The sequence below is a fragment of the Mycobacterium sp. GA-0227b genome, from assembly GCF_001499855.1.
Classification (GTDB): Bacteria; Actinomycetota; Actinomycetes; order Mycobacteriales; family Mycobacteriaceae; genus Mycobacterium.
The window spans coordinates 65131-86462 of sequence record NZ_LQIK01000010.1 but is presented as its reverse complement, the minus strand read 5'-3'; the positions used below and the strand labels follow the sequence as shown (position 1 = coordinate 86462).

The following is a 21332-nucleotide window of genomic DNA, read 5'->3' as shown; positions in this document are numbered from 1 at the left end:
CGGACAGATCGCGATCTGGCGCACATTCGCGATCTGTCCGCAGTTTCGATCGCAGACCTGACACCATGACCGCGTGGCGACCCATCCTGCCGATCGGCATCTGCGACGGCTGACGACCCCGCGCGCGGCGGCGCTGGCGGGCGTGTTGTTCGCGCTGCTGTTCGGCACCGCGCTGGTGCTCGTCCGCATCGCGCTGCCCGCAGGCGCCGAGCCGGGGTCGCAGTGGATCGCCGGGGCCAGCGGCCAGCTACGGCTGTCGGCGATCCTGACGCCGTTCGCAGGCATCGCGTTCCTGTGGTTCATCGGCGTGATCCGCGACGGGTTCGGGCGCTACGAGGACAAGTTCTTCTCGTCGGTGTTCATCGGCAGCGGCCTGCTGTTTCTGGCGATGACGTTCGCGACGTCGGCGGTGGGCGCCGGGCTGGTCGCCAGCAGGGCGGACCAGGCCGACGTCACGTCCCGCGATCAGGTGGCGGACTTCGGTATCGCGATGCTCGAAGTCCTCAGCACCACATACGGATTGCGGATGGCGGCGGTGTTCATGATCTCGCTGGCCACCATCTGGCTGCGGACCAACCTGATGCCGCACTGGCTGGTCGCCGTCACGTATGTGACCGCTCTCGTGCTCCTCGTCGCAGCGGACGTCAGCATGTGGCTGGTGCTGGCCTTCCCCGTCTGGGTGCTGGTGGTCAGCGTGCTGCTGCTGGTACGCGCCGGCGTGCTCGACCTCGACCGCACCGACTAGTCGATCAACCGCAAAGCCTGTGAGGGGCAGAGCTTCACGGCCTCGCGGGCATGGTCGAGTTCGTCGTCGGGCACCTCATCCACCAGCACCACCACGATCCCGTCGTCGTCCTGGTCGAACACGGCGTCGGCCGACATCACGCAGTTGCCCGCCTGAATGCACACGTCACGGTCGGCCTGCACCCTCATGCCGTCACCTCCAGTCGACTGACAACGACTTCAAACCGTAGATGAAATGAAATGACCGGAACTGCACATCGGCGAAATCCTCCGCCAGCCGCAGCGCCGGGAAACGTTGCAGCACAGCGGGAAACGCCACCCGCATCTCCATCCGGGCCAGCGGCGCGCCAAGGCAGTGGTGCACGCCGTGGCCGAACGCCAGATGCCCGGCGGCACCGCGGCCGATGTCCAGAATGTCGGGGGCGTCGATGAAGTCGGGATCGCGGTTACCCGACGGCAGCGATACGAACACCAGTTGTCCGGCCGGGATCCGAACACCCGCGATCTCGACGTCGGTGGTGGTCATCCGCGGGATGGCGGTGTGCACGATGGACAACCAGCGCAGCAGCTCCTCGACCGCGGGGGCGACTGCGTCGGGATTGTCGCGCACCGCGGCGAGCTGTTCGGGATGTCGCAGCAGCGCGAGGGTGCCGAGGCCCAGCATGTTCGAGGTGGTCTCATGGCCCGCCAGTAGCAACAGCCCGGCGATGCCGACGAGCTCGTCGTCGGTGAGCTCGGTGCCGTGTTCGCGCACCAGCATTCCGAGGATGTCGTCGCCCGGATCCTGGCGCGCGCGTTCGACCAGCGACCGCATGTACGCGCGGCCGGCCCGCTGCAACTCGAACCGCTCGGCGACAGGCAGAGACAGGTCGAGTTGGCGCGCGCTGCGGTGCTGGAAGTCGTCGCGGTCCTCGTAGGGCACCCCGAGCAGCTCGCAGATCACCAGCGACGGGACCGGCAGCGCGAAGTGCTCGACGAGATCGGCGGGCGCACCGGCACTTTCCATCAGGTCCAGCTGCGCGTCGACGATCTCGACGATGCGCGGCTGCAGCCGCTTGATCCGCCGGATCGTGAACTCTGGGGTGAGCATGCGCCGCAGCCGCTGGTGTTCGGGTGGGTCCAGTCCGAGCAGGTTGCCCGCCCGGGAACGGGCCAGCTCGTCCTCGGAAAGCGTTGGTGCGCCGGGGAGGACGAAGCCCGGCGGGCGGCCGTTGGAGAAACGCTCGTGATCCGAGAGCACCTCTTTGACGTCGTCGTGCCGGGTGATCAGGTAGACCGTCATGCCGAACGCATTGGACACGGTGCGCACGCCGGTGGTCTCGCGGATCTCGCCCAACTCCGGCGTCGGGGCGAAGGCGTCGCGACGCATGTGCAGAGGCGGCCGTTCGGGCGCTTGCGTCATGACACGACGTTACAGGCGCGGCGCCGTCGCCGAGATCGACGTTGTGGTCGTTTTCACTCGCGCTGATCGACCGAAACGTCGGCTTCGGCGACCCGGCCCCGCAGCGCAGGCCACCAGATGCGCGGCCCGATGAGCGTGAACAGCGCCGGGATGATCACCGTGCGCACGACGAACGTGTCGAGCAGGATGCCAAGGCCGACGATGATGCCGACCTGTGTCAGCACGATCAGCGGCAGCACCCCGAGCACGCAGAACACCGCGGCCAGCACGATGCCCGCGCTGGTGATCACCGCGCCGGTGGCCGACACCGCGCGGACGATCCCATTGCGCGTGCCGTGTTCGGGGGTCTCCTCGCGGGCCCGGGTCACCAAGAAGATCGTGTAGTCCACGCCGAGCGCCACCAGGAACAGGAACGCGAACAGTGGTGCGGTGTTGTCCAGCGCGGGGAAACCGAACAGGTGAACGCTGGCCCAGCCGCCCAAGCCCAGCGCCGCCAGGGCGCTCAACACGGTCACCGCCACCAGGATCAGCGGGGCCAGTGCTGCGCGCAGCAACACGTACAGCACCGCCAGCACCACGACCAGGATGGCCGGTATCACCACCAGCCGGTCGCGGGAGGCGGCGGCGCTGGCGTCGCGCGCGGTGGCATCGGAGCCGCCGACCAGCGCTTCAGGATCGGCGCCGCGCACTGAGTTGCGCAGTGCGTCAATGGTTTCGAAGGCACGGTCCGAAGCCGGCTCGGCGTCGAGCACCACCGACCATTGGGTCAGCCCACCGGGACTCTGTCCGGCCGGGTGCGCCGAGACGACACCAGGGGTTTCGGTGATCGCGCGCTGCACCGCCGCGGCGCGGTCCGTCGCCGCGATGACGCGGGTCGGGTCGGTGAGGCCGCTGGGGAAGTGGTCGGCCAGCGTCTCGTATGCGCTGACCGATTCGGCCTGCACCCGGAACTGCTCGGTCTGCGACAGCCCGACCGGGGTGCTCAAGATCCCGAGGGACAACACCGCCAGGGCGGCCACCGTCACCGCGGCGACGCGTCCGGGCCTGCGAGCCACCGCCTCGGCGATGCGGTGCCAGACGCCGCTGTCGGTGAGCGGTTCGGCCCCGTCAGCGGGGACGAACGGCCAGAACAACCGCTTGCCGAACAGGCTCAGCAGCGGCGGCAAGACCAGCATCACGAACACCGCGGCCACGATCAGGCCGGCAGCCGCCTGCACGCCGAGGCTGCGCACGCTCGGCGACGACGCGAACACCAGCGTTAGCAGGGCCAGCACCACCGTGGCATTGCTGGCGACGATCGCAGGACCGGCGCGGCGCACCGCGGTGCCCAGCGCGTCGCGGTGGTTCTCCGTGCGGCCCAGTTCCTCGCGGTACCGCGAGATGAGCAGCAGCGCGTAGTTGGTGCCCGCACCGAAGACCAGCACGCTGGTGATGCCCGACGTCGAACCGTCCGGGGTCATGCCGAAGGCCTGGGCGACCGCGCTGCCCAGCACCGCTGCCACCCGGTCGGCGAAACCGATCACCGCCAGCGGCACCAGCCACAGGACAGGGGAGCGGTAGGTGATGATCAGCAGCAGCGCCACCACGGCCGCGGTGACGCCCAGCAGCGTGAAATTGGCTCCGGAGAACGAGTCCGCGATGTCGGCGCCGAACGCCGGGCCGCCGGTGACCTCGCTGCGCAGGTCTGCGGGCAGGCCGTCGGCGGCCGCCGCACGCAGCTTCTCGACCTCGTCGGTGAGTGCGAACCCGGTCAGGTCGGCATCCAGCGGCACGACCGCCAGTGCGGCCACGCCGTCGGCCGACACCTGGGCCGCGGGCCACCTCTGCTTGACGGCGGCGACGTCGTCCGGGCGCAGCGGCGCGCCGTCGTCGCGGGTGATCACGACTATCGCCGGAACCCGGTCGCCGCCCGGGAACTGCGCCCGCAGCGCGTCGACGCGCGCCGACTCGGCGGAGTCGGGCACGGGTACCGGTGATCGCGCGCTCGAGTCGTCGCTGCCGACAAGCGCCATCAGGGCGCCGGAGACCAGCACGACGAGAACCGCGAGTACCCAGGAGATGCGCCGGGACATGACGACGAATATTTCAGATACTTAACGACCAGGCAAACGGCCTATGCTTTCGATCGTGCCGGAGGACCGCGACGCTCTCGAGGCGACGATCGCCGCCGATGTGCGCGCGATCAACGCCGAATCCGACGGCATCGGCAGGCTGTTCGCGAGCCGACACGACGTCGCCGCCAACGACTTTCGCGCTCTGCTGTATGTGATGGTCGCAGAGACGCAGGGGTCCCCGTTGACGGCCGGAGACCTGCGCAAACGGATGGGAATGTCGGCCGCAGCGATCACGTACCTCGTCGAGCGGATGATCGCCTCCGGGCACTTCCGGCGGGAGTCCGACCCGCTTGACCGCCGCAAGGTGATCCTTCGGGTGGCCGATCACGGAATGGATGTCGCACGAGGGTTTTTCACCCCGCTGGCCGAACGCACGCACGACGCGCTGGCCGGGCTGTCCGATGCCGAGCTGGCCGCGGCGCACCGCACGTTCACCGCCGTCATCGACGCCATGCGCCAATTCCGTGGGCAGCTCGACCAGTCTGCTCTCTCGAACTGAGTCGACGTCTGGCAGGCTGGACGCGCGATGAGTGACACCCCTGACAACCAGACGCCGCTCGACGCCGGTGAAGCGGTGACCGGACCGGAACCTGCCGCCGGGACGGCCGGTCCGTCCTCGGTGATGCTGCTCGGCTCGGGCGAACTGAGCCGCGAGTTGGCGCTGGCGTTCCAGCGGCTCGGCGCCGAGGTCATCGCGGTCGACCGCTACGCCGACGCCCCGGCACACGGGGTGGCCGACCGCCCGATCGTCGCCAAGATGAACGACGCCGAGGTGCTGTCGGCGCTGATCGAGAAGGAGAACCCGCGTTACCTGGTGGCCGAGGCGGGCCTGATCGCGGCCGATGCGCTGATCACGGTCGCCGAACGCGGCGAGGTCGAGGTTTTCCCGACCCCCCGCAGCACCCGGCTGTCGCTGGATCGGGAGGGCCTGCGCAGGTTGGCCGCCGACGAGCTCGGGTTGCCCACGGCGCCGTTCTGGTTCGCGGGCTCAACCGAGGAACTGACCGCGATCGCGCAACACGCCGGCTTTCCGTTGGTGGTCAAGCCGATCGCCTCGGCGCCCGGCGAAGGCGAGTCGGTGCTGGTACGCCCGGAGGATGTCGAACCCGCCTGGCAGCGCGCCGTTGCCGCCGGCCGGATGCCGCACAACCGGGTGATGGTCGAGTCGGTGGTGGAGGTCGACTTCGAGGTCACGCTGCTGACGATCCGCACCGTCGGGCCGACGGGACCCGCGGTGCACTTCTGCGAGCCGATCGGGCACCGCCAGGCGGACGGCGATGTCCTCGAGTCGTGGCAGCCGCAGCGGTTGGCGCCGGCCGCGCTGGACGCCGCGAAGTCGATCGGCGCGCGCATCGTGAATTCGCTGGGCGGCCGCGGCGTGTTCGGCGTCGAGCTGCTGGTGAGCGGTGACGAGGTCTACTTCGACAACGTCCGCCCACGACCGCACGACAGCGGCCTGGTCACGCTGCGCTCGCAGCGACTCTCGGAATTCGAGTTGCATGCCCGCGCGATCCTGGGGCTGCCCGTCGACACCATCATGATCTCGCCGGCCGCCGCGGAGATCAGCTATGCCGGGGCGGAGGCGAACCCGGCGATCGGCGACCCCCAGGCGGTGCTCGCCGACGCTCTCACCGTCGCCGAGAGCGACGTCCGGCTGTTCAACCGTCCCGACGAAACCGAGGCCAGGCGGCGACTCGCGGTGGCGCTGGCCACCGCGCCCGATCCGATCGTCGCCCGGGACCGCGCCCGGCGCGTCACCGCCGCGTTGCGCCGGCTCTGGTAGCCCGTGACAGACGCCACGCCAGACCCCGAGTCGGAACCCGCCGACCGATCGACCGCGGCACCGTTCCTGATCGCGCTCACAATCTTTGTGCTCGTGGTGATCGCAATCGGCCTGCTGAATCTCTTCGAGGACGACGAGCCGCCCGCCGATCAGCAGGTCGCCCGGGCCGCGGTCGGGCAGAACGACGCGCTGCAGCGGCAGAACTACTCCGACTTCCGCGGCTACACGTGTCCGGCCCACGCCGGTACTGAGACGGAAGTGCTCGCAGCGCAACGCAATTCGATTGACCAGCGCGGTGAGCGGTTCGTCGACGACGTCACCGATGTGAAGATCGACGGGGACCGCGCGACCGCCACGGTGACGTATCACTTCGACAAGGCCCTGGACGAGAAGAAAGCGGTCGAGATGACCTTCGTGCGCGACGGCGATGCGTGGAAGGTCTGTTCCCCCGGACCCAAGTAGCTGTGGGACACTCAACGATCGTGAGTTATGCCGGAGACATCACGCCCGAGGAGGCATGGTCACTGCTGGCCGGCACCCCCGACGCCGTGCTGGTGGACTGCCGCACCGACGCCGAGTGGCGCTTCGTCGGCGTGCCCGACCTGTCCTCGCTGCAGCGCGATGTCGTGTTCATCGAATGGAATCGCGTCGACGGCACGCACAACGAGTCGTTCGTCGAAGAGCTGAAGTCGGCGGGAATCACCCCCGGGGAAAGGCCGGTGGTGTTCCTGTGTCGGTCCGGTAACCGGTCGATCGGCGCCGCCGAGGCCGCCACCGAGGCGGGCATCGCGCCGTCGTACAACGTGCTCGACGGCTTCGAGGGCAACCTCGACCAGGATCGCCATCGCGGCCGCGCCGGGTGGAAGGCCGTCGGCCTGCCCTGGAAGCAGTCATGACTTCCCGAAGACGACCGCGAGTGAGGATCGCAGCGAGGAACGAGCGAGGACCGGAGCGAGCGGGAGTCGAGGCATGACTTCTGGCCCGGAGAACCCCGTGCCGTCCGTCCGAACACCCGCGGAACTGCCCGACGGCGTCAGCCAGGCCACCATCGGCGTGCGCGGCGGGCTGTTGCGGTCGGAGTTCGAAGAGACGGCCGAGGGGTTGTTTCTCACCTCCGGGTACGTCTACTCCTCCGCTGCCGAGGCGGAGAGGGCGTTCACCGGTGAAAGCGACCGCTATGTCTACTCCCGCTACGGCAACCCGACGATCTCGATGTTCGAGGAGCGCTTGCGGCTGATCGAAGGCGCGCCTGCCTGTTTCGCGACGGCGTCGGGGATGGCGGCGGTGTTCACGTCGCTGGGGGCGTTGCTGGCGGCCGGCGACCGGCTGGTCGCCGCGCGCAGCCTGTTCGGGTCGTGCTTCGTCGTCTGCAACGAGATCCTGCCGCGCTGGGGCGTGGAGACGGTGTTCGTCGACGGCGACGACCTGTCGCAGTGGGAAGAGGCGCTCTCGGTGCCGACGGCGGCGGTGTTCTTCGAGACGCCGTCCAACCCGATGCAGCAGCTGGTGGACATCGCCGCGGTTTGCGATCTCGCCCACGCCGCGGGCGCAAAAGTCGTGCTGGACAACGTGTTCGCGACGCCGATCCTGCAGCAGGGTTTCCCGTTGGGGGCCGACGTCGTCGTGTACTCCGGCACCAAGCACATCGACGGGCAGGGGCGTGTGCTCGGCGGCGCGATCCTGGGCGACAAGGCCTACATCGACGAGCCGGTGCAGAAGCTGATGCGTCACACCGGGCCCGCGCTGAGCCCGTTCAACGCGTGGACGCTGCTCAAAGGCCTGGAGACGATGGCGGTTCGGGTGGACTACCAGAACGCGTCGGCGCAGCGCATCGCCGAGTTCCTGGAGAAGCACCCGTCGGTCAGCTGGGTGCGCTATCCGTTCCTGGACTCCCATCCGCAGTACGACCTGGCCAAGCGCCAGATGACCGGGGGCGGAACGGTGGTCACGTTCGAGCTCAAGGGTGGCAGCAAGGAGCGGGCGTTCGAGGTGCTCGACAAACTGCGCATCATCGACATCTCGAACAATCTGGGCGACGCCAAGTCCCTGATCACCCACCCCGCGACCACCACACACCGCGCGATGGGGCCAGAGGGCCGCGCGGCCATCGGGCTCGGCGACGGCGTGGTGCGAATCTCGGTGGGGTTGGAGGGAACTGACGATCTGCTCAACGACCTGGACCAGGCGCTCGCGTAGGTGTCCAAGCGCAGCGATGCGAAGAAGGCGCGCCGGCGCAAGCGGCAGGCCGCCCGCAACGAGCGGTGGGTTCCCGACGGCGTGATGGAGGCGCTGACCGAGCAGACCGCGACGGCGGCGGTGCTGGAGGCATTCGACGCGCGAATCACAGAGCGGGGCTGGGTGTTCGACGACGAGCTCTCCGATGAGGAGTCGGCGTTGTGGTTCTATCCGCCGTCGCACGCCGACGTGCCCGATGAGGATCTCGTCAACGTGACGACGATCGTGCTGACCGCTGACGACGCCGCGGACGTCGCACATGTGGTGTTCGTGGGCACTGCCGACGACTATCAGTTCGGCCTCGAGGAACTGTTCGACTGTGTGGAGGTCATCGAGGGCTATCGGCTGGGAGATCCAGCGCCGACGTTCCCCGACGCTTAGCGGCGGGTCCTACGCGCGAGATTGCACCCAGGGCTGTTCGTCCCGAATCACGACCCTGTATGCAATCTCGAGCGTAGGCGGCCGGTTAGGACTTGTCGGCCTGTCCCTCGACGACGCCCTGCGCGGTGCGGGCCCGGTCCTCGTAGTTCTTGCGGGCGGTGGTGTCGAATTCGAGGAATACGTTGTCGAGCCCGAGCTTGCGGTTCATCCACCGACGCCCGCGGGGGCCGAGCATCTGCGCGGCCTGGGCGGTGAAGCGCAGGAACGGCGGGACCGCGACATGCGTCTTCGGCTTGTCGAGCGTCTTCACGATCGCTGCGGCGATCTCCTCCGGCTCGACCGGCTTGGTGCCGATCGTCTCCTTGGTGCCCGAGATCAGCTCGGTGCGGGTGAACGGCGGCATGACCACCGACACGTCGACGCCGTGCGGTGCGACCTCGTCGGCGAGCGCCGCGGTCAACCCGACCACGCCGAACTTGGCGCCCACATAGACCACCTGACCCGGCACCGGGATCAGCCCGGACAGCGAGGCGATGTTGATGACGTGGCCGCTGCGCCGCGCGATCATCTCCGGCAGCACCAGCTGGCAGCCGGTGATCACGCCGTACAGGTTCACCTCGAGCGTCGACCGGATCGACTGCTCGGACTCCTCGAGGAACGGGCCGATCGGCATCACGCCGGCGTTGTTGATCAACACGTCGATGCGGCCGCCGCCGTCGACGCGGGCCTTGTCGAGGAACGTCTCGAACGACTGCCGGTCCGTGACGTCGAGCGGGTAACCGGACACCGAGCCGAGCTTGGTCAACGCAGCGACGGCCGACTCCTGCAGCGCGACATCGCGATCGCCGATGACCACGCGCGCCCCGCGAGCCAGCAGCGCCTTCGCGGTCGCGTAGCCGATCCCGCGGGCGGCGCCGGTGATCGCGATGGTCCTACCCCTGATGTTGTCCATGCGGCCGAACTTTACACCTGTCAAGTTTTCGTTGAAAGGCCGGAGGACTCCAGCTCGCGCCACTGTTTGAGCACGCGTTTCGCAAGCCGCAGCGTCAACGCCGGTGAGAGCCGTTCCAGATACCAGAACGCCTTCCACCAGCCAGGCACCACGATGACGACGTCATTCCGTAGGACGGCCCGAAGGGCGCGGTCGGCGAACTTCTCGGGCGCCATCGGCCGCAGCTGCTCCCACGATTTGAGGATGTCGTCCCTGCTGGCGCCGCGCAGGTTGAGGCGTCCGTACTCACCGCCGGTGAGGATCGGCGTCCGGATCACGCCCGGACACAGCACCGAGGCCCGCACGCCGTGACGCTCGGCCTCGATCCGCAGTGTCCTGGTGAGCGCCACGACGGCATGTTTGGTGGCGGCGTAACTCGCCTGGCTGCCGTTCGTCATCAAGCCGGCCATGGACGCGGTGTTGACGATATGGCCGGAGCGTTGACGAATCATGATCGGATAGACCGCCTGGATGCCGTGCACGACACCGCGCAGGTTCACGTCGATGACGTCGTTCCAGTCGTCGAGTGTGTACGAGTCGATCTCGCCGCCCACCCCGATGCCGGCATTGTTGAACAGGAAGTCGATCCGTCCGGACTGCTGCACCGCGTCGGCGACGCCGCTCTCGAACGATGGGAAGTCACGCACGTCGAGCTCGACCGCATGTACCGTTGCGCCACCGCTGTTGAGCCGTTGCGCCAACTCTTGCGCGGGGCCGATCTGGCGATCGGCGATCCATACCTCGGCGCCTCCGTCAGCGAGCCTCGCCGCCAGCGCTGCGCCGATGCCAGACGCCCCTCCGGTGATGAAAGCCACCTTGCCCGACACGCTCGGCTCCGAGGTCATTGCGGAAGGATAAGCGCGTGAGCGAGTCCGCCGCAGTCCATCAGCTCCGCTTCGTGTCGGTCGGTCAGGACGATCCGTTGGCCGAGCCGCTTCTCGCCGAACTCGCGGTGGAGTACGCCCGTCGCTACGGCGGCACCGAACAACGGGTGATGACGTGGCTGCGGAGCCATCCCGCCGACGAGTTCGAAGCCCCGAACGGCGGTCTGCTCATCGGCCTGAGCGGCGGACGACCCGTTACCGGCGGTGCGTTCCGCCGGTTCGACGATGCCACCGCCGAACTCAAGCGGATCTGGACCGACAGTGACCACCGGCAGCGTGGCTACGCCAAGGCGCTGCTGGGTGAACTGGAGCGCGAGATCGTCGCCCGCGGCTATGCCCGCGTCTACCTGACGACCGGCGACCGCCAGCCCGAAGCCGAGGCGCTGTACGTGTCCGCGGGCTACACGCGCCTCGCCGAGCCGCTACCCGCCGACGGCGAGGTGTATCCGATCGCGTTCGCCAAGGACCTGCGTCCCGGCCGATAAGCTGAATCGAGGTGTCGCCGACACCGGGGGTGATTGTGGCGTTATCGCAGACGATGGTCGGCTGGCTGCTGGTTGCGGCCGGTCTGCTGACGTTTCTGATCGGGGTGGCGTCGCGGGTGTTCATCGGTCGCCGACGCGAGAGCAAAGCCGTCCGCACCATGGTGCACACGTTCCGCCGAACCGGGGTGGCGCGGGTGCTGTTCGGCCGCTTCGAAAGCGACGTGCTCGATGACGACGAGCTCGACGCCATGATCCTGATGCCGACGATCGTGGTCGCGTGCGGCCTGTGCCTGACCGCGGTCTTCCTGCTCGGCTACCAGAAAATCGTCTAAGGTCTGGCCGCCGCGGCCTCCGCCGCGTCTCGGATCGACCCCCGCCACACCGGGCCGTGCCCCGGCAGCAGCACCTCGGTGTCCAACAGGCCGAGCGCGGCCAGGCTGCGCACGCAGCCGTCCTGGTCGTGGTTGAACAGGCCCGGCAGCAGTTGCGGCCCGTCGTGCGACAGCAGCGGATGACCGGTGACCAACGCATCACCGCTCACCAGCACACCGTCGACGAGAAATGAGCAGTGCCCGCCGGTGTGGCCCGGCGTCGGAATCGCCATCGGCTTGCCGGGCAGGCCCGCCGCGACCTCCGCGGTGAGGACCTGCGCGGAGGGTATGCCGTCGCGCACCATCCCGCCCTTGCGGGTGATCGCCACCGACCACGTGAGGTAGCGCGGCTGCCAGATGTGCTTGGCGATGTCGACCGGCGACGCCTGCTCGAGATACTCCCGCTTGGCGTGTCCGACCTCGGCGGCGTGGCAGTACACCGGCGTGCCGTGCGTCTTCGCGAACCAGATCGCCGAGCCGAAGTGGTCGATGTGCGCGTGCGTCAACACAATTGCGCGCAGGTCGTCGACGTCGAAGCCGAGCTGGCGCACCGACCGCAACACGTCGTCGCGGTTGCCGGGGAAGCCGGTGTCGATCAACACCACCCCGGTGTCGTCGGTGATCAGCGTCCAGTTGACCAGGTCGGTGTAGGCGAAATGGACGCTGTCGGTGATGGCGCTCAGCTCTGCTGCCATGCCGCGAGTTTAGGAGGGTGGAGTAGAAACGACGTGTGGACTTGAAACTCGGATACAAGGCGTCGGCGGAGCAGTTCGCGCCACGGGAACTGGTCGAGCTGGCCGTGGCCGCCGAAGAGCACGGCATGGACAGCGCGACGGTCAGCGACCACTTCCAGCCGTGGCGCCACGAGGGCGGTCACGCACCGTTCTCCCTGGCGTGGATGACCGCGGTCGGCGAGCGCACCAAGAACCTGATCCTCGGCACCTCGGTGCTGACCCCGACGTTCCGGTACAACCCCGCGGTGATCGCGCAGGCCTTCGCGACGATGGGCTGTCTGTATCCGAACCGGATCTTCCTCGGCGTGGGCACCGGCGAGGCGCTCAACGAGATCGCCACCGGCTACGAGGGCGACTGGCCGGAGTTCAAGGAGCGTTTCGCCCGGCTGCGGGAGTCGGTCAAGCTGATGCGCGAGTTGTGGCTGGGGGACCGGGTCGACTTCGACGGCGAGTACTACCGCACGAAGGGTGCCTCGATCTACGACGTGCCCGAGGGTGGCATCCCGGTGTACATCGCCGCGGGCGGACCGGTGGTCGCCAAGTACGCGGGGCGCGCGGGCGACGGGTTCATCTGCACCAGCGGCAAGGGCGAGGAGCTCTACAAGGACAAGCTCATCCCCGCCGTTTCCGAAGGCGCAGCGGCCGCGGGCAGAAACGTCGACGACATCGACCGGATGATCGAGATCAAGATCTCCTACGACACCGACCCCGAGCTTGCGTTGGAGAACACCCGGTTCTGGGCGCCGCTGTCGCTGACCGCAGAGCAGAAGCACTCCATCGATGATCCGATCGAGATGGAGAAGGCCGCCGACGAACTGCCCATCGAGCAGGTGGCCAAACGGTGGATCGTCGCGTCGGATCCGGACGAGGCCGTCGAGAAGGTCGGCCAGTACGTCGAGTGGGGGCTGAACCACCTGGTGTTCCACGCCCCCGGCCACGATCAGCGCCGGTTCCTCGAGCTGTTTCAGCGCGACCTCGAGCCGCGGCTGCGCCGCCTCGGCTGATCCACCTCGAGAACCCTTCCCGCACAACGTGATTCGAGTACCGGCAACGGTCCTCGGCGCGCTCGCATTCGCGGTGGCGCTCGCCGGGCTGCTGTCACGCTATCTGCCGATCGATCACAAGATCGTGCTGATCCTCGCGGCGGCGGCGCCGTACCTGACGGCGGCGGGCATCGCGGCCATGGCGCTGTTCGCCGTGGCGCGGCGGTGGGTACCGACGATCCTGGCCGCGGTGTTGTGCCTGATGATGCTCGCCGTGCTCGCCCCGCGGTACTTCGGGCCGGAGAAGACCTCGGTGCCCTCGGTTGCGCTGCGGGTCGTGACGGCCAACCTCGGTATGGGGCGGGCCGACGCGCGTGCGATCGTCGAACTGGCGACCGGATCGGCGGATGTGCTCGTCGTGCAGGAGATGACGCCGGAAGCCGCGAACGCGATGTCGGCCGCCGGACTCGACGCCGCGTTCGGCCACCGGGTGCTCGACCCGCGCCCGATGGCGGCGGGCATCGGCGTGTGGAGCCGGCATCCGATCGTGGCCTCCGCCTCCGTCGCGGGCTATCAGATGCCGATGCTCCGCGCCCGCGTCCGGGTGCCCGGGGTGCGGGCCGACCTGACCGTGCTCGCCGTGCACCTGGCCGCGCCGTGGGTGCAGCCGCTGCGCTGGTTCAGCGGCGACATCGCGCGGTTACCCGAGACGCTGCGGGCCGTCGCCCGTGACGCCGGTTCCGGCGCGGTCGTCGTCGCCGGCGACCTCAACGCCACCTACGACATGCGCCCGTTCCGGGCCCTGCTGGCCGAGGGGTATCGGGACGCTGCCGAGCAGGCCGGCGCGGGCATGACCCGCAGCTATCCCAGCAAGCGGTTCCGGTTGCCGGTGATCGGCATCGACCATGTGCTGACGCGTAACTGTGCGGCGACGGTGGCCTACACCGTCCCGCTGCCAGGCTCCGACCACCGCGGACTCGCGACCACCGTCGACGTGCCGATGGAACCGACCGCAGGATGAGATTGCCTTAGGCTGGGTCGCGTGCCCGCCGACCCCGTCCCGGAGCCGTTGTCTTCACGCGAGCGCTCAACCGCCATCTACGTGGCATCGCCGGAAGGGGACACCGGCAAGTCGACGGTCGCGCTGGGCATCCTGCACCGGCTGACGGCCACGGTGGCCAAAGTCGGTGTCTTCCGGCCGATCACCCGGCTCGGCGAGGACCGCGACTACATCCTCGAACTGCTGCTCGAGCACAGCACTGCCGGGCTGCCCTACGACGACTGCGTGGGCGTCGGCTACGAGCGGCTGCACGACGACCCCGACGGCGCGCTGGCCGACATCGTCGACCGGTACCACCGAGTGGCCGACCGCTGCGACGCGGTGTTGATCGTCGGCAGCGACTACACCGACGTCGCCGCGCCCAGCGAGCTGTCGACCAACGCGCGTATCGCGGCCAACCTCGGCGCCCCGGTGGTGCTGGCGGTGAAAGCCAAGGATCGCACTCCCGAGCAGGTCGCCCACATCGTCGACATCTGCCTCGGCGAGATCGCCGCCCAGCACGCGCACACCGCGGCTGTCGTCGCCAACCGCTGCGATCCGGCTCAACTGTCCGCGGTGACCGACGCGCTGAAACGATTCGAGCCCAAGTGCTACGCGCTGCCGGAGGAGCCGCTGCTGGTCGCGCCCTCGGTCGCCGAACTGCAGCAGGCCGTGGAAGGCACGCTGCTCAGCGGTGATCCGGCGCTGCTGTCGCGTGAGGCGATGGATCTGATGGTCGCGGGCATGACCGCCGAACGGGTACTCGAGCGACTCACCGAGGGTGTCGCCGTGATCGCGGCCGGTGACCGGTCCGACGTCGTGCTCGCGTTGGCGAGCGCCCATGCTGCCGAGGGCTTTCCATCGCTGTCCTGCATCATCCTCAACGGTGGGCTGGAACTGCATCCGGCGATCGCCGCGTTGGTGTCGGGGCTGGGGTTGCGGTTGCCGATCATCGCCACCAGGTTTCGGACGTTCGAGACGGCGAGCCGGGTGGCGTCGGCCCGCGGCCGGGTGACGGCGACCTCGGTGCGCAAGATCGACACGGCACTGGCGCTGATGGAGTCCCACGTCGACATCGCGGAACTGCTTGCCCAGCTGGCGATCCCGATACCGGCGGTAGTCACTCCGCAGATGTTCACCTACCAGTTGCTGGACTGGGCCCGGTCCGACCGCAAGCACATCGTGCTGCCGGAGGGAGACGACGACCGCATCCTGACCGCGGCGGGCCGACTGCTGCACCGAGGCGTCGCCGAGCTGACGATCCTCGGCGATGAATCGCAGATCCGGCCCCGCGCAGCCGAGTTGGGCGTCGACATCTCCGGCGCCACGGTGCTCAACCCGCAGACCAGCGACTTGTGCGACAAGTTCGCAGAGCAGTACGCCGAACTGCGAAAGCACAAGGGCGTCACCGTCGAACAGGCCCGCGAGACCATCCACGACGTCTCGTACTTCGGCACCATGCTGGTGTACAACGACATGGTCGACGGCATGGTGTCCGGGGCGCGGCACACCACCGCGCACACGGTGCGACCGGCGTTCGAGATCATCAAGACGCTGCCCGACGTCGAGACCGTGTCCAGCATCTTCCTGATGTGCCTGGCCGACCGGGTACTGGCCTACGGTGACTGCGCGATCGTCCCGGATCCGACCTCGGAGCAACTGGCCGACATCGCGATCTCGTCGGCGCGCACCGCGGCCAGCTTCGGAATCGAACCGCGGGTCGCCATGCTGTCCTACTCGACGGGCACCAGCGGATCCGGCGCGGAGGTCGAGAAGGTCAGGGCGGCAACCGAACTGGTCATCGCGCGAGAGCCGGATCTACTCGTCGACGGGCCGATCCAGTACGACGCCGCGGTGGAGCCCTCGGTGGCGAAGTCGAAGATGCCGGACTCGAAGGTGGCCGGCCGAGCGACGGTGCTGATCTTCCCGGACCTCAACACCGGCAACAACACCTACAAGGCGGTGCAGCGCAGCGCGGGCGCGATCGCGATCGGACCGGTGCTGCAGGGGCTGAAGAAACCCGTCAACGACCTCTCGCGCGGGGCGTTGGTGGAGGACATCGTCAACACCGTGGCGATCACCGCCATCCAGGCGCAGACACTCTGATGGCCCGCAGCGTCCTGGTGCTCAACTCGGGTTCGTCGTCGCTCAAATATGCTGTCGTCGAGCCTGATTCAGAGAATATGGTGGTGGACGGCATCGTCGAGCGTATCGGGGAGGGCCAGGTTCGCGACCACGCCGAGGCGCTGCAGAAGGCGTTCGACCAGATGGCTGAGTCGGGGCAGCGGCTCGACACGCTCGGGCTCGTCGCCGTCGGGCACCGGGTCGTCCACGGCGGTCCGGACATCTATCAGCCGACACTCATCGACGACGCGCTGGTCGCCAAGATCGACGAATTGTCCGCTCTTGCGCCCCTACACAATCCGCCCGCGCTGTTGGGTATCGAGGAGGCGCGCAAGGCGCTGCCCGACCTGCCCCATGTCGCTGTCTTCGACACCGCGTTCTTCCACGATCTACCGCCTGCGGCCGCGAACTATGCGATCGACCGCGACGTTGCCGCGCAGTGGCACATCCGTCGATACGGCTTCCACGGCACGTCGCACCAGTACGTCAGCGAACAGGCCGCCGCGTATCTGGGAGAGCCGCTGGACTCACTGCGCCAGATCGTGTTGCACCTGGGCAACGGCGCATCGGCGTCGGCCATCGTCGGTGGGCGCCCGGTGGACACCTCCATGGGATTGACTCCGATGGAGGGGCTGGTGATGGGCACCCGGTCCGGAGACATCGATCCCGGTGTGCTGGTGTACCTGTGGCGCACCGCGAACATGGGCGTCGAGGACATCGAGGAGATGCTCAACCGCCGATCCGGCGTACGTGGGCTCGGCGGCGAAATCGATTTCCGGGTCCTTCACCAGCGCATCGAATCCGGGGATACCGCAGCACAATTGGCGTACGACGTGTATATCCACCGGCTGCGCAAGTACATCGGCGCGTACCTGGCGCTGCTGGGCTCCGCCGACGTCATCACGTTCACGGCGGGTGTCGGTGAGAACGACGCGGCGGTGCGCCGCGACGCGCTGAGCGGGCTGGCGCCGTTGGGAATCGAGCTCGATGAACGGCTCAACGCCAGCCCCGAGAAGACGGCCCGGCACATCTCGGCCGATAGTTCCCCGACGGCGGTGCTAGTGGTTCCCACTGATGAGGAGTTGGCGATCGCCCGCGCCTGCACCCACCTCGTCGAGCAGTGAGCGCGGCTTGTCGAGCGGCAGCTCGCCCGCGGGATCGCAGATGGCCAGCAGCCGGCGCACCTGTCTGCCGCAGCGCACCTCCCAGTCGATCCCGCTCCGTGAACAGATCACGTTGATGTAGTGCAGGGCGGCGAATCCCGCCGTGCCGAAGAAGTCGACGAGCCGAAGGTCGATCACCAGGCGTCTGGTGCCCGCGATCTGTCCTTCCACGTATCCGGCGAGGGCGCGGCTGTTGGTGGCATCGAGCTCTCCATCGACCGTCACGAGGACCGTCGAACCTTTCCGGTGAGACGCCGAGAAGCTGGCGCGGTGATGGTGTTCGCACCGATCGAACGACCGGGGATCCGGCCGGAATACCCTGCAGGTTCCTACAGCGGACACGGTGCACTCCTGTTGTCGAGACGCATATGAAACCGCCGATGCCGTCAGGGCGCCTTACTGTTTCTCCGAGCCGCACGTCGGGAGTTCACACCCCGATGACTTCTGCAGTTGGCTGTGACCTCAACCTGTGATGCAGATTACTACGGATTCCGCGAGCAGACCATCGAGTGTTACTACATGCGCGGACGCTGTAAAGAAGCGCTCCGTAGGGTCGGGTTTGCTGACGCCGCCTACGGATTCCGTAGGCTCCCATCGTGTGGGGTCGCCGGCGGCGACGACGACTTTTGCCAAGCGGCGGGCGGCCAGGACGGCGTGGCCGGACCGCTAGAACGTGCTCGTCGGGCGGACACTGTTGGCGAGGTCGACCAGCGCATAGCGGTGCGCCTGGGTGGGCGACACGCGGGCGAGGGCGCGAAGCGACGCCTCCACGCCGAGCTGCAGCCCGTGCTCGGTGAACGGGAAGCCGAGGATGTGGTTGGTGCTCGCGGTGTTGTCGGCCAGCCAGTCCATCGCGGTGCCCAGCACCAGGGCCCGAATCTGCAACACCCGCGGTTCGGTGTCGGGCAGCGCCTCCACGCGGCGGGCCGCGTCACGGATCTGCTGCTCGGTGATCTCGCTCGACGACCGGCCGGAAAGCAGCGTGACCGCACTGGTCAGCCGGGCGGTGGTGAAATGCCGGGACATCGCCGGCACCTTGTCCAACGTCTTGACGGCGGCGTCTCGCTCACCGGCCGCAGATTGTGCGCGGGCCAGTCCGAAGCCCGCCGAGATCACTCCGTTGTCGGTGGACCACACTGTGTTGTAGAACTTGCCCGCGGGGGTTTGCTGAGCGGCGCCGCCGGCCAGTTCAGCCGTGGCCGCCAGGGCCAGCTTGGGCGCCAGCTCACCGGGCATGGTGTCCAGCACCTCGGTGAAATGCTTTGTCGCAGAGACATAGTCGGCGGTCAGCAGCTCGGACACCGCCTTGAACCAGACCAGCCGCCAGGGCCAGCCCACCCGCCCGGCCAGGTCGTCGAGCTTTCGGGTGGCCTTGGCGACGTCGCCAAGGTCCAGCAGGGCGCGCGCCTCCATCAGCGGCAGCTCGACCGAGTCGGACAGATCGATGCCCTCGGACTCCAGCGCCCCGTGCCGAGCCGCCCGCAGCTGGTCGAGCGTCTGCACGGGTTGGCTCAACACGCTGGCCGACAACACCGCCGCGCCGACGTCGGTCGGGTCCACCAGCGGAACCGGCAGCGCCTTGACGATCTCCTGGGCCGTCAGCCGTTCGGAGTGCACCTGCCCGTCCAGGTACACGTCGGTGTGCGCGACCAGCAGATCGATGCCGAACGTGGACCGGGCGGGCGAAAAGACCGTCGACAGACCGGGTCTCGGCGACCCGGTGTCCTTGGCCACGACTTCGCGCAGCACGCCGAGCAGCTGGCCCGACATCTCGTCCGCGCTGCCGAACCGGCGCCGGGGGTCCGGGTCGATCGCCCGGCGCAGCGCGCGGCCGAACGAGTCGTACTCGGCCAGCACCGGATCGTCCTCGGGCAGCCCGTCGACGTAACGGCCCTTGCGGGTGCGCAGGTTGAGGGTCAGCGCGGCGAGGGTGCGCCCGACGGTGTAGATGTCGGTCGCCACCGTCGGCCCGGTGCGCACGATCTCGGGCGCCTGGTATCCCGGGGTGCCGTAGAGGTAGCCGAACGAGTTGATCGTCGACACCGCACCGAGGTCGATCAACTTGAGCTGCTCCTCGGTGATCATTATGTTCTCGGGCTTGAGGTCGTTGTAGGTCAGCCCGATCGAGTGCAGATAGCCCAGCGCCGGCAGGATCTCGAGCATGTAGCCAATGGCTTGGGCGACGGGCAGCTTCTCACCCTTGGCCTGTTTGAGCGAGGTGCCGCCGACGTACTCCATCACGATGTAGCCGACGGGGTTGCCGTGCTTGTCCTCGTGCTCGACGAAGTTGTAGATCTTCACGATGCCGGGATGGGTCACCTCGGCGAGGAACTGCCGTTCGGCCATCGCGATCTTCTGCGCCTCGGCGTCGCCGGAGTGCACCAGACCCTTGAGCACCACGGGCCGCTCGTTGACGTTGTGGTCGAACGCCAGGTACACCCAGCCCAGTCCGCCGTGCGCGATGCAGCCCTTGATCTCGTACTGGTCGGCGACCATGTCACCCGGATTCAGCTGGGGCAGAAAGGAGTACGGGCTACCGCAGTGCGGGCACCAGCCTTCCGACTGGGCGCGTTTGCCGCCGCCGGAGCGGCCGACGGGACGTCCGCAGTTCCAGCAGAACCGTTTGGACTCGGCGACCACCGGGCTGGACATCAGCGCTTCGAGCGGGTCCTTGGCGGGCACCCGCGGGATCTCCACCAGGCCGCCACCGAGGCGCCGCGTCCGCGACAATGCCCTCGTCGTGGTGGTGTGGTCCTGCGGCTCGGTGTCGCCGGTGCCCACCGAGGCGCCCTCGGAGTCGTCGTCGAACTGCGGCCGGAACACCGCCTGGGTGGCCATCGGGCGGATGGTCGACGCCGAGTCCATGCCCATGTCGTCGAAGCTCGCGGGTTGTGTGCCCGGGCCCTCGTCGAACTCTTCGCGCTGTGTCTCGGACATCAGTCGGAGTACCTCGCAACCGGGGGCGCGGGCGCGGGCCCGAGCACCGTGAGCCACTTGCGGTACAACGTGTTCCACGTGCCGTCACGGCGGATACGTTCGAGCGTGCCGTTGACGAACCGGATCAAACCGGTGTTCTCCCGGTTGATCCCGATGCCGTAAGGCTCCTCATTGAGGCTCGGCCCGACGATGTGCAGGTACGGATCCTGTGACACCAGGCCGGCCAGGATCGAGTCGTCGGTGCTGACCGCGTCGACCTGCCGCTGCTGCAGCGCCACCAGACAGTCAGCCCACGTCACCACCCCGACGATGATCGGTGACGGGGTGATCTGCTGGATCCGCTGCAGCGACGTCGTGCCCTTGGCGACGCACACCCGCCGGCCCGACAGGTCCGACGCCTGCCGGATCGTCGAGTCGCGGGGCGCGAGGATGCGCTGATTGGCAGTCAGGTAGACGGTGGAGAAGCCGACCACTTTCTTGCGTTCGCAGGTGATCGTCATGGTCTTGACGACGACGTCGACCTGGTTGTTCTGCAGGGCGGCGATGCGGTCGGCCGACGACAGGATGCGGAACTCCACCTGGGACGGGGTGCCGAAGATGTCGCGCGCGATCTCACCGGCGATGTCGACGTCGAATCCGGTGACCTGACCGGTGATCGGGTCGCGGAACGAGAACAGGTTGCTGCCGATGTCGAGCCCCACGACCAGCCGGCCGCGCGCGCGGATGTCCGCGACCGCCGCATCGGCCTCGGCTCGGGTGTTGAACGGTCGCAGGCTCGCCGTGCGGTTGCACTCGTCCTCGGATTCGTCCGGCGGGCGAACTGGCCGGGGCGGCAGCTCCTCCATGCCGGCCGGGGTGGGCGGCGGCAGCGTGACATTGGGCGTCGACGTCACCGACGCCGCCTGTCCGCATCCGGTGAGCACCAGTGCGGCGCTGGTGAGGATCCCGAAGAGCACCCCGAA

At 68.3% G+C, this 21332-nt stretch carries 22 protein-coding genes; 13 read left to right on the top strand and 9 right to left on the bottom strand.

Annotation, left to right across the window (positions count from 1 at the left end; all coding sequences use genetic code 11):
* The first annotated feature begins 73 nt into the window (after positions 1-73).
* Positions 74-745, top strand: coding sequence for a hypothetical protein (locus AU185_RS10165; protein ID WP_082683818.1), 672 nt, complete (start codon positions 74-76; stop codon positions 743-745).
* Here AU185_RS10165 and AU185_RS10160 read toward each other — a convergent pair.
* Genes AU185_RS10160 through AU185_RS10150 form a run of 3 tightly spaced genes read right to left on the bottom strand, consistent with a single transcriptional unit; the run spans position 742 to position 4218 of the window.
* The gene (locus AU185_RS10160; RefSeq protein WP_059099305.1) at positions 742-933 is read right to left on the bottom strand and encodes a ferredoxin; all 192 of its coding nucleotides are present in this window, start codon (positions 931-933) and stop codon (positions 742-744) included. The genes AU185_RS10165 and AU185_RS10160 overlap by 4 nt on opposite strands.
* 4 nt (positions 934-937) lie before the next feature.
* Entirely contained in the window at positions 938-2146 is a 1209-nt protein-coding gene (locus AU185_RS10155) for a cytochrome P450 (RefSeq protein WP_059099304.1), read from the bottom strand.
* Positions 2147-2199: 53 nt separating this feature from the next.
* A complete protein-coding gene (locus AU185_RS10150; RefSeq protein ID WP_059099303.1) occupies positions 2200-4218 on the bottom strand; it encodes an MMPL family transporter in 2019 nt (672 codons plus the stop codon).
* 55 nt (positions 4219-4273) lie between these two features.
* Here AU185_RS10150 and AU185_RS10145 point away from each other — a divergent pair, with 55 nt between their 5' ends.
* The 6 genes from AU185_RS10145 to AU185_RS10120 all read left to right on the top strand — a co-directional run bounded on the left by AU185_RS10145 (position 4274) and on the right by AU185_RS10120 (position 8659).
* Positions 4274-4759 (top strand): MarR family winged helix-turn-helix transcriptional regulator, encoded by a 486-nt coding sequence (locus AU185_RS10145; protein WP_502687985.1) that lies wholly within the window; start codon positions 4274-4276, stop codon positions 4757-4759.
* Between the two features lie 27 nt (positions 4760-4786).
* A complete protein-coding gene (gene purT / locus AU185_RS10140) occupies positions 4787-6043 on the top strand; it encodes a formate-dependent phosphoribosylglycinamide formyltransferase (RefSeq protein WP_059099301.1) in 1257 nt (418 codons plus the stop codon).
* A gap of 3 nt (positions 6044-6046) precedes the next feature.
* On the top strand, positions 6047-6505 hold the full coding sequence (locus tag AU185_RS10135) for an Rv0361 family membrane protein (protein WP_059099300.1): 459 nt from the start codon (positions 6047-6049) through the stop codon (positions 6503-6505).
* Positions 6506-6525: 20 nt separating this feature from the next.
* Positions 6526-6939 carry a rhodanese-like domain-containing protein gene (locus tag AU185_RS10130; protein WP_059099299.1) on the top strand — a complete coding sequence of 138 codons (414 nt, stop codon included), beginning with the start codon at positions 6526-6528 and terminating at the stop codon, positions 6937-6939.
* 73 nt (positions 6940-7012) lie between these two features.
* Complete coding sequence (locus tag AU185_RS10125) at positions 7013-8239, top strand: O-succinylhomoserine sulfhydrylase (RefSeq protein WP_059099298.1); 1227 nt, start codon at positions 7013-7015, stop codon at positions 8237-8239.
* Entirely contained in the window at positions 8240-8659 is a 420-nt protein-coding gene (locus AU185_RS10120) for a hypothetical protein (protein ID WP_059099297.1), read from the top strand.
* 85 nt (positions 8660-8744) lie between these two features.
* On the opposite strand, the gene AU185_RS10115 is transcribed toward AU185_RS10120, so the two are convergent.
* The gene (locus AU185_RS10115; RefSeq protein WP_059099296.1) at positions 8745-9611 is read right to left on the bottom strand and encodes an SDR family oxidoreductase; all 867 of its coding nucleotides are present in this window, start codon (positions 9609-9611) and stop codon (positions 8745-8747) included.
* Between the two features lie 20 nt (positions 9612-9631).
* Positions 9632-10495, bottom strand: a complete 864-nt coding sequence (locus tag AU185_RS10110; protein ID WP_059099295.1) for an SDR family NAD(P)-dependent oxidoreductase — start codon at positions 10493-10495, stop codon at positions 9632-9634.
* Between the two features lie 17 nt (positions 10496-10512).
* On the opposite strand from AU185_RS10110, the gene AU185_RS10105 reads away from it, so the two are divergent.
* Both AU185_RS10105 and AU185_RS10100 read left to right on the top strand, forming a co-directional pair.
* Positions 10513-11019 carry a GNAT family N-acetyltransferase gene (locus AU185_RS10105; protein ID WP_059099294.1) on the top strand — a complete coding sequence of 169 codons (507 nt, stop codon included), beginning with the start codon at positions 10513-10515 and terminating at the stop codon, positions 11017-11019.
* A gap of 53 nt (positions 11020-11072) precedes the next feature.
* Positions 11073-11351, top strand: a complete 279-nt coding sequence (locus AU185_RS10100; protein ID WP_059099330.1) for a hypothetical protein — start codon at positions 11073-11075, stop codon at positions 11349-11351.
* On the opposite strand, the gene AU185_RS10095 is transcribed toward AU185_RS10100, so the two are convergent.
* Entirely contained in the window at positions 11348-12085 is a 738-nt protein-coding gene (locus tag AU185_RS10095; protein WP_059099293.1) for an MBL fold metallo-hydrolase, read from the bottom strand. The two genes, AU185_RS10100 and AU185_RS10095, sit on opposite strands and share 4 nt — an antisense overlap.
* Positions 12086-12120: 35 nt before the next feature.
* On the opposite strand from AU185_RS10095, the gene fgd reads away from it, so the two are divergent.
* Genes fgd through AU185_RS10075 form a run of 4 tightly spaced genes read left to right on the top strand, consistent with a single transcriptional unit; the run spans position 12121 to position 17394 of the window.
* Complete coding sequence (fgd, locus tag AU185_RS10090) at positions 12121-13128, top strand: glucose-6-phosphate dehydrogenase (coenzyme-F420) (RefSeq protein WP_059099292.1); 1008 nt, start codon at positions 12121-12123, stop codon at positions 13126-13128.
* Between the two features lie 28 nt (positions 13129-13156).
* The gene (locus AU185_RS10085; protein ID WP_059099291.1) at positions 13157-14128 is read left to right on the top strand and encodes an endonuclease/exonuclease/phosphatase family protein; all 972 of its coding nucleotides are present in this window, start codon (positions 13157-13159) and stop codon (positions 14126-14128) included.
* Positions 14129-14149: 21 nt separating this feature from the next.
* The gene (gene pta / locus AU185_RS10080; RefSeq protein WP_231740305.1) at positions 14150-16252 is read left to right on the top strand and encodes a phosphate acetyltransferase; all 2103 of its coding nucleotides are present in this window, start codon (positions 14150-14152) and stop codon (positions 16250-16252) included.
* Positions 16252-17394 (top strand): acetate kinase, encoded by a 1143-nt coding sequence (locus AU185_RS10075; protein WP_059099290.1) that lies wholly within the window; start codon positions 16252-16254, stop codon positions 17392-17394. The genes pta and AU185_RS10075 overlap by 1 nt, the downstream gene beginning before the upstream one ends.
* Here AU185_RS10075 and AU185_RS10070 read toward each other — a convergent pair.
* The 3 genes from AU185_RS10070 to AU185_RS10060 all read right to left on the bottom strand — a co-directional run bounded on the left by AU185_RS10070 (position 17329) and on the right by AU185_RS10060 (position 21326).
* The gene (locus AU185_RS10070) at positions 17329-17775 is read right to left on the bottom strand and encodes an STAS domain-containing protein (RefSeq protein WP_059099289.1); all 447 of its coding nucleotides are present in this window, start codon (positions 17773-17775) and stop codon (positions 17329-17331) included. The genes AU185_RS10075 and AU185_RS10070 overlap by 66 nt on opposite strands.
* 324 nt (positions 17776-18099) lie before the next feature.
* Positions 18100-20370, bottom strand: coding sequence for a serine/threonine-protein kinase PknG (locus AU185_RS10065; protein ID WP_059099288.1), 2271 nt, complete (start codon positions 20368-20370; stop codon positions 18100-18102).
* The gene (locus AU185_RS10060) at positions 20370-21326 is read right to left on the bottom strand and encodes a glutamate ABC transporter substrate-binding protein (RefSeq protein WP_156425472.1); all 957 of its coding nucleotides are present in this window, start codon (positions 21324-21326) and stop codon (positions 20370-20372) included. The genes AU185_RS10065 and AU185_RS10060 overlap by 1 nt, the downstream gene beginning before the upstream one ends.
* Positions 21327-21332: the final 6 nt, after the last annotated feature.

Bases quoted from the DNA above. Each gene is read 5' to 3' on its own strand.
- AU185_RS10115 (WP_059099296.1), bottom strand. From the start codon at position 9,611: ATGGACAACATCAGGGGTAGGACCATCGCGATCACCGGCGCCGCCCGC.
- AU185_RS10150 (WP_059099303.1), bottom strand. From the start codon at position 4,218: ATGTCCCGGCGCATCTCCTGGGTACTCGCGGTTCTCGTCGTGCTGGTC.
- AU185_RS10160 (WP_059099305.1), bottom strand. From the start codon at position 933: ATGAGGGTGCAGGCCGACCGTGACGTGTGCATTCAGGCGGGCAACTGC.
- AU185_RS10095 (WP_059099293.1), bottom strand. From the start codon at position 12,085: ATGGCAGCAGAGCTGAGCGCCATCACCGACAGCGTCCATTTCGCCTAC.
- AU185_RS10110 (WP_059099295.1), bottom strand. From the start codon at position 10,495: ATGACCTCGGAGCCGAGCGTGTCGGGCAAGGTGGCTTTCATCACCGGA.
- purT (WP_059099301.1), top strand. From the start codon at position 4,787: ATGAGTGACACCCCTGACAACCAGACGCCGCTCGACGCCGGTGAAGCG.
- AU185_RS10075 (WP_059099290.1), top strand. From the start codon at position 16,252: ATGGCCCGCAGCGTCCTGGTGCTCAACTCGGGTTCGTCGTCGCTCAAA.
- AU185_RS10125 (WP_059099298.1), top strand. From the start codon at position 7,013: ATGACTTCTGGCCCGGAGAACCCCGTGCCGTCCGTCCGAACACCCGCG.
- AU185_RS10100 (WP_059099330.1), top strand. From the start codon at position 11,073: ATGGTCGGCTGGCTGCTGGTTGCGGCCGGTCTGCTGACGTTTCTGATC.
- AU185_RS10065 (WP_059099288.1), bottom strand. From the start codon at position 20,370: ATGTCCGAGACACAGCGCGAAGAGTTCGACGAGGGCCCGGGCACACAA.
- AU185_RS10155 (WP_059099304.1), bottom strand. From the start codon at position 2,146: ATGACGCAAGCGCCCGAACGGCCGCCTCTGCACATGCGTCGCGACGCC.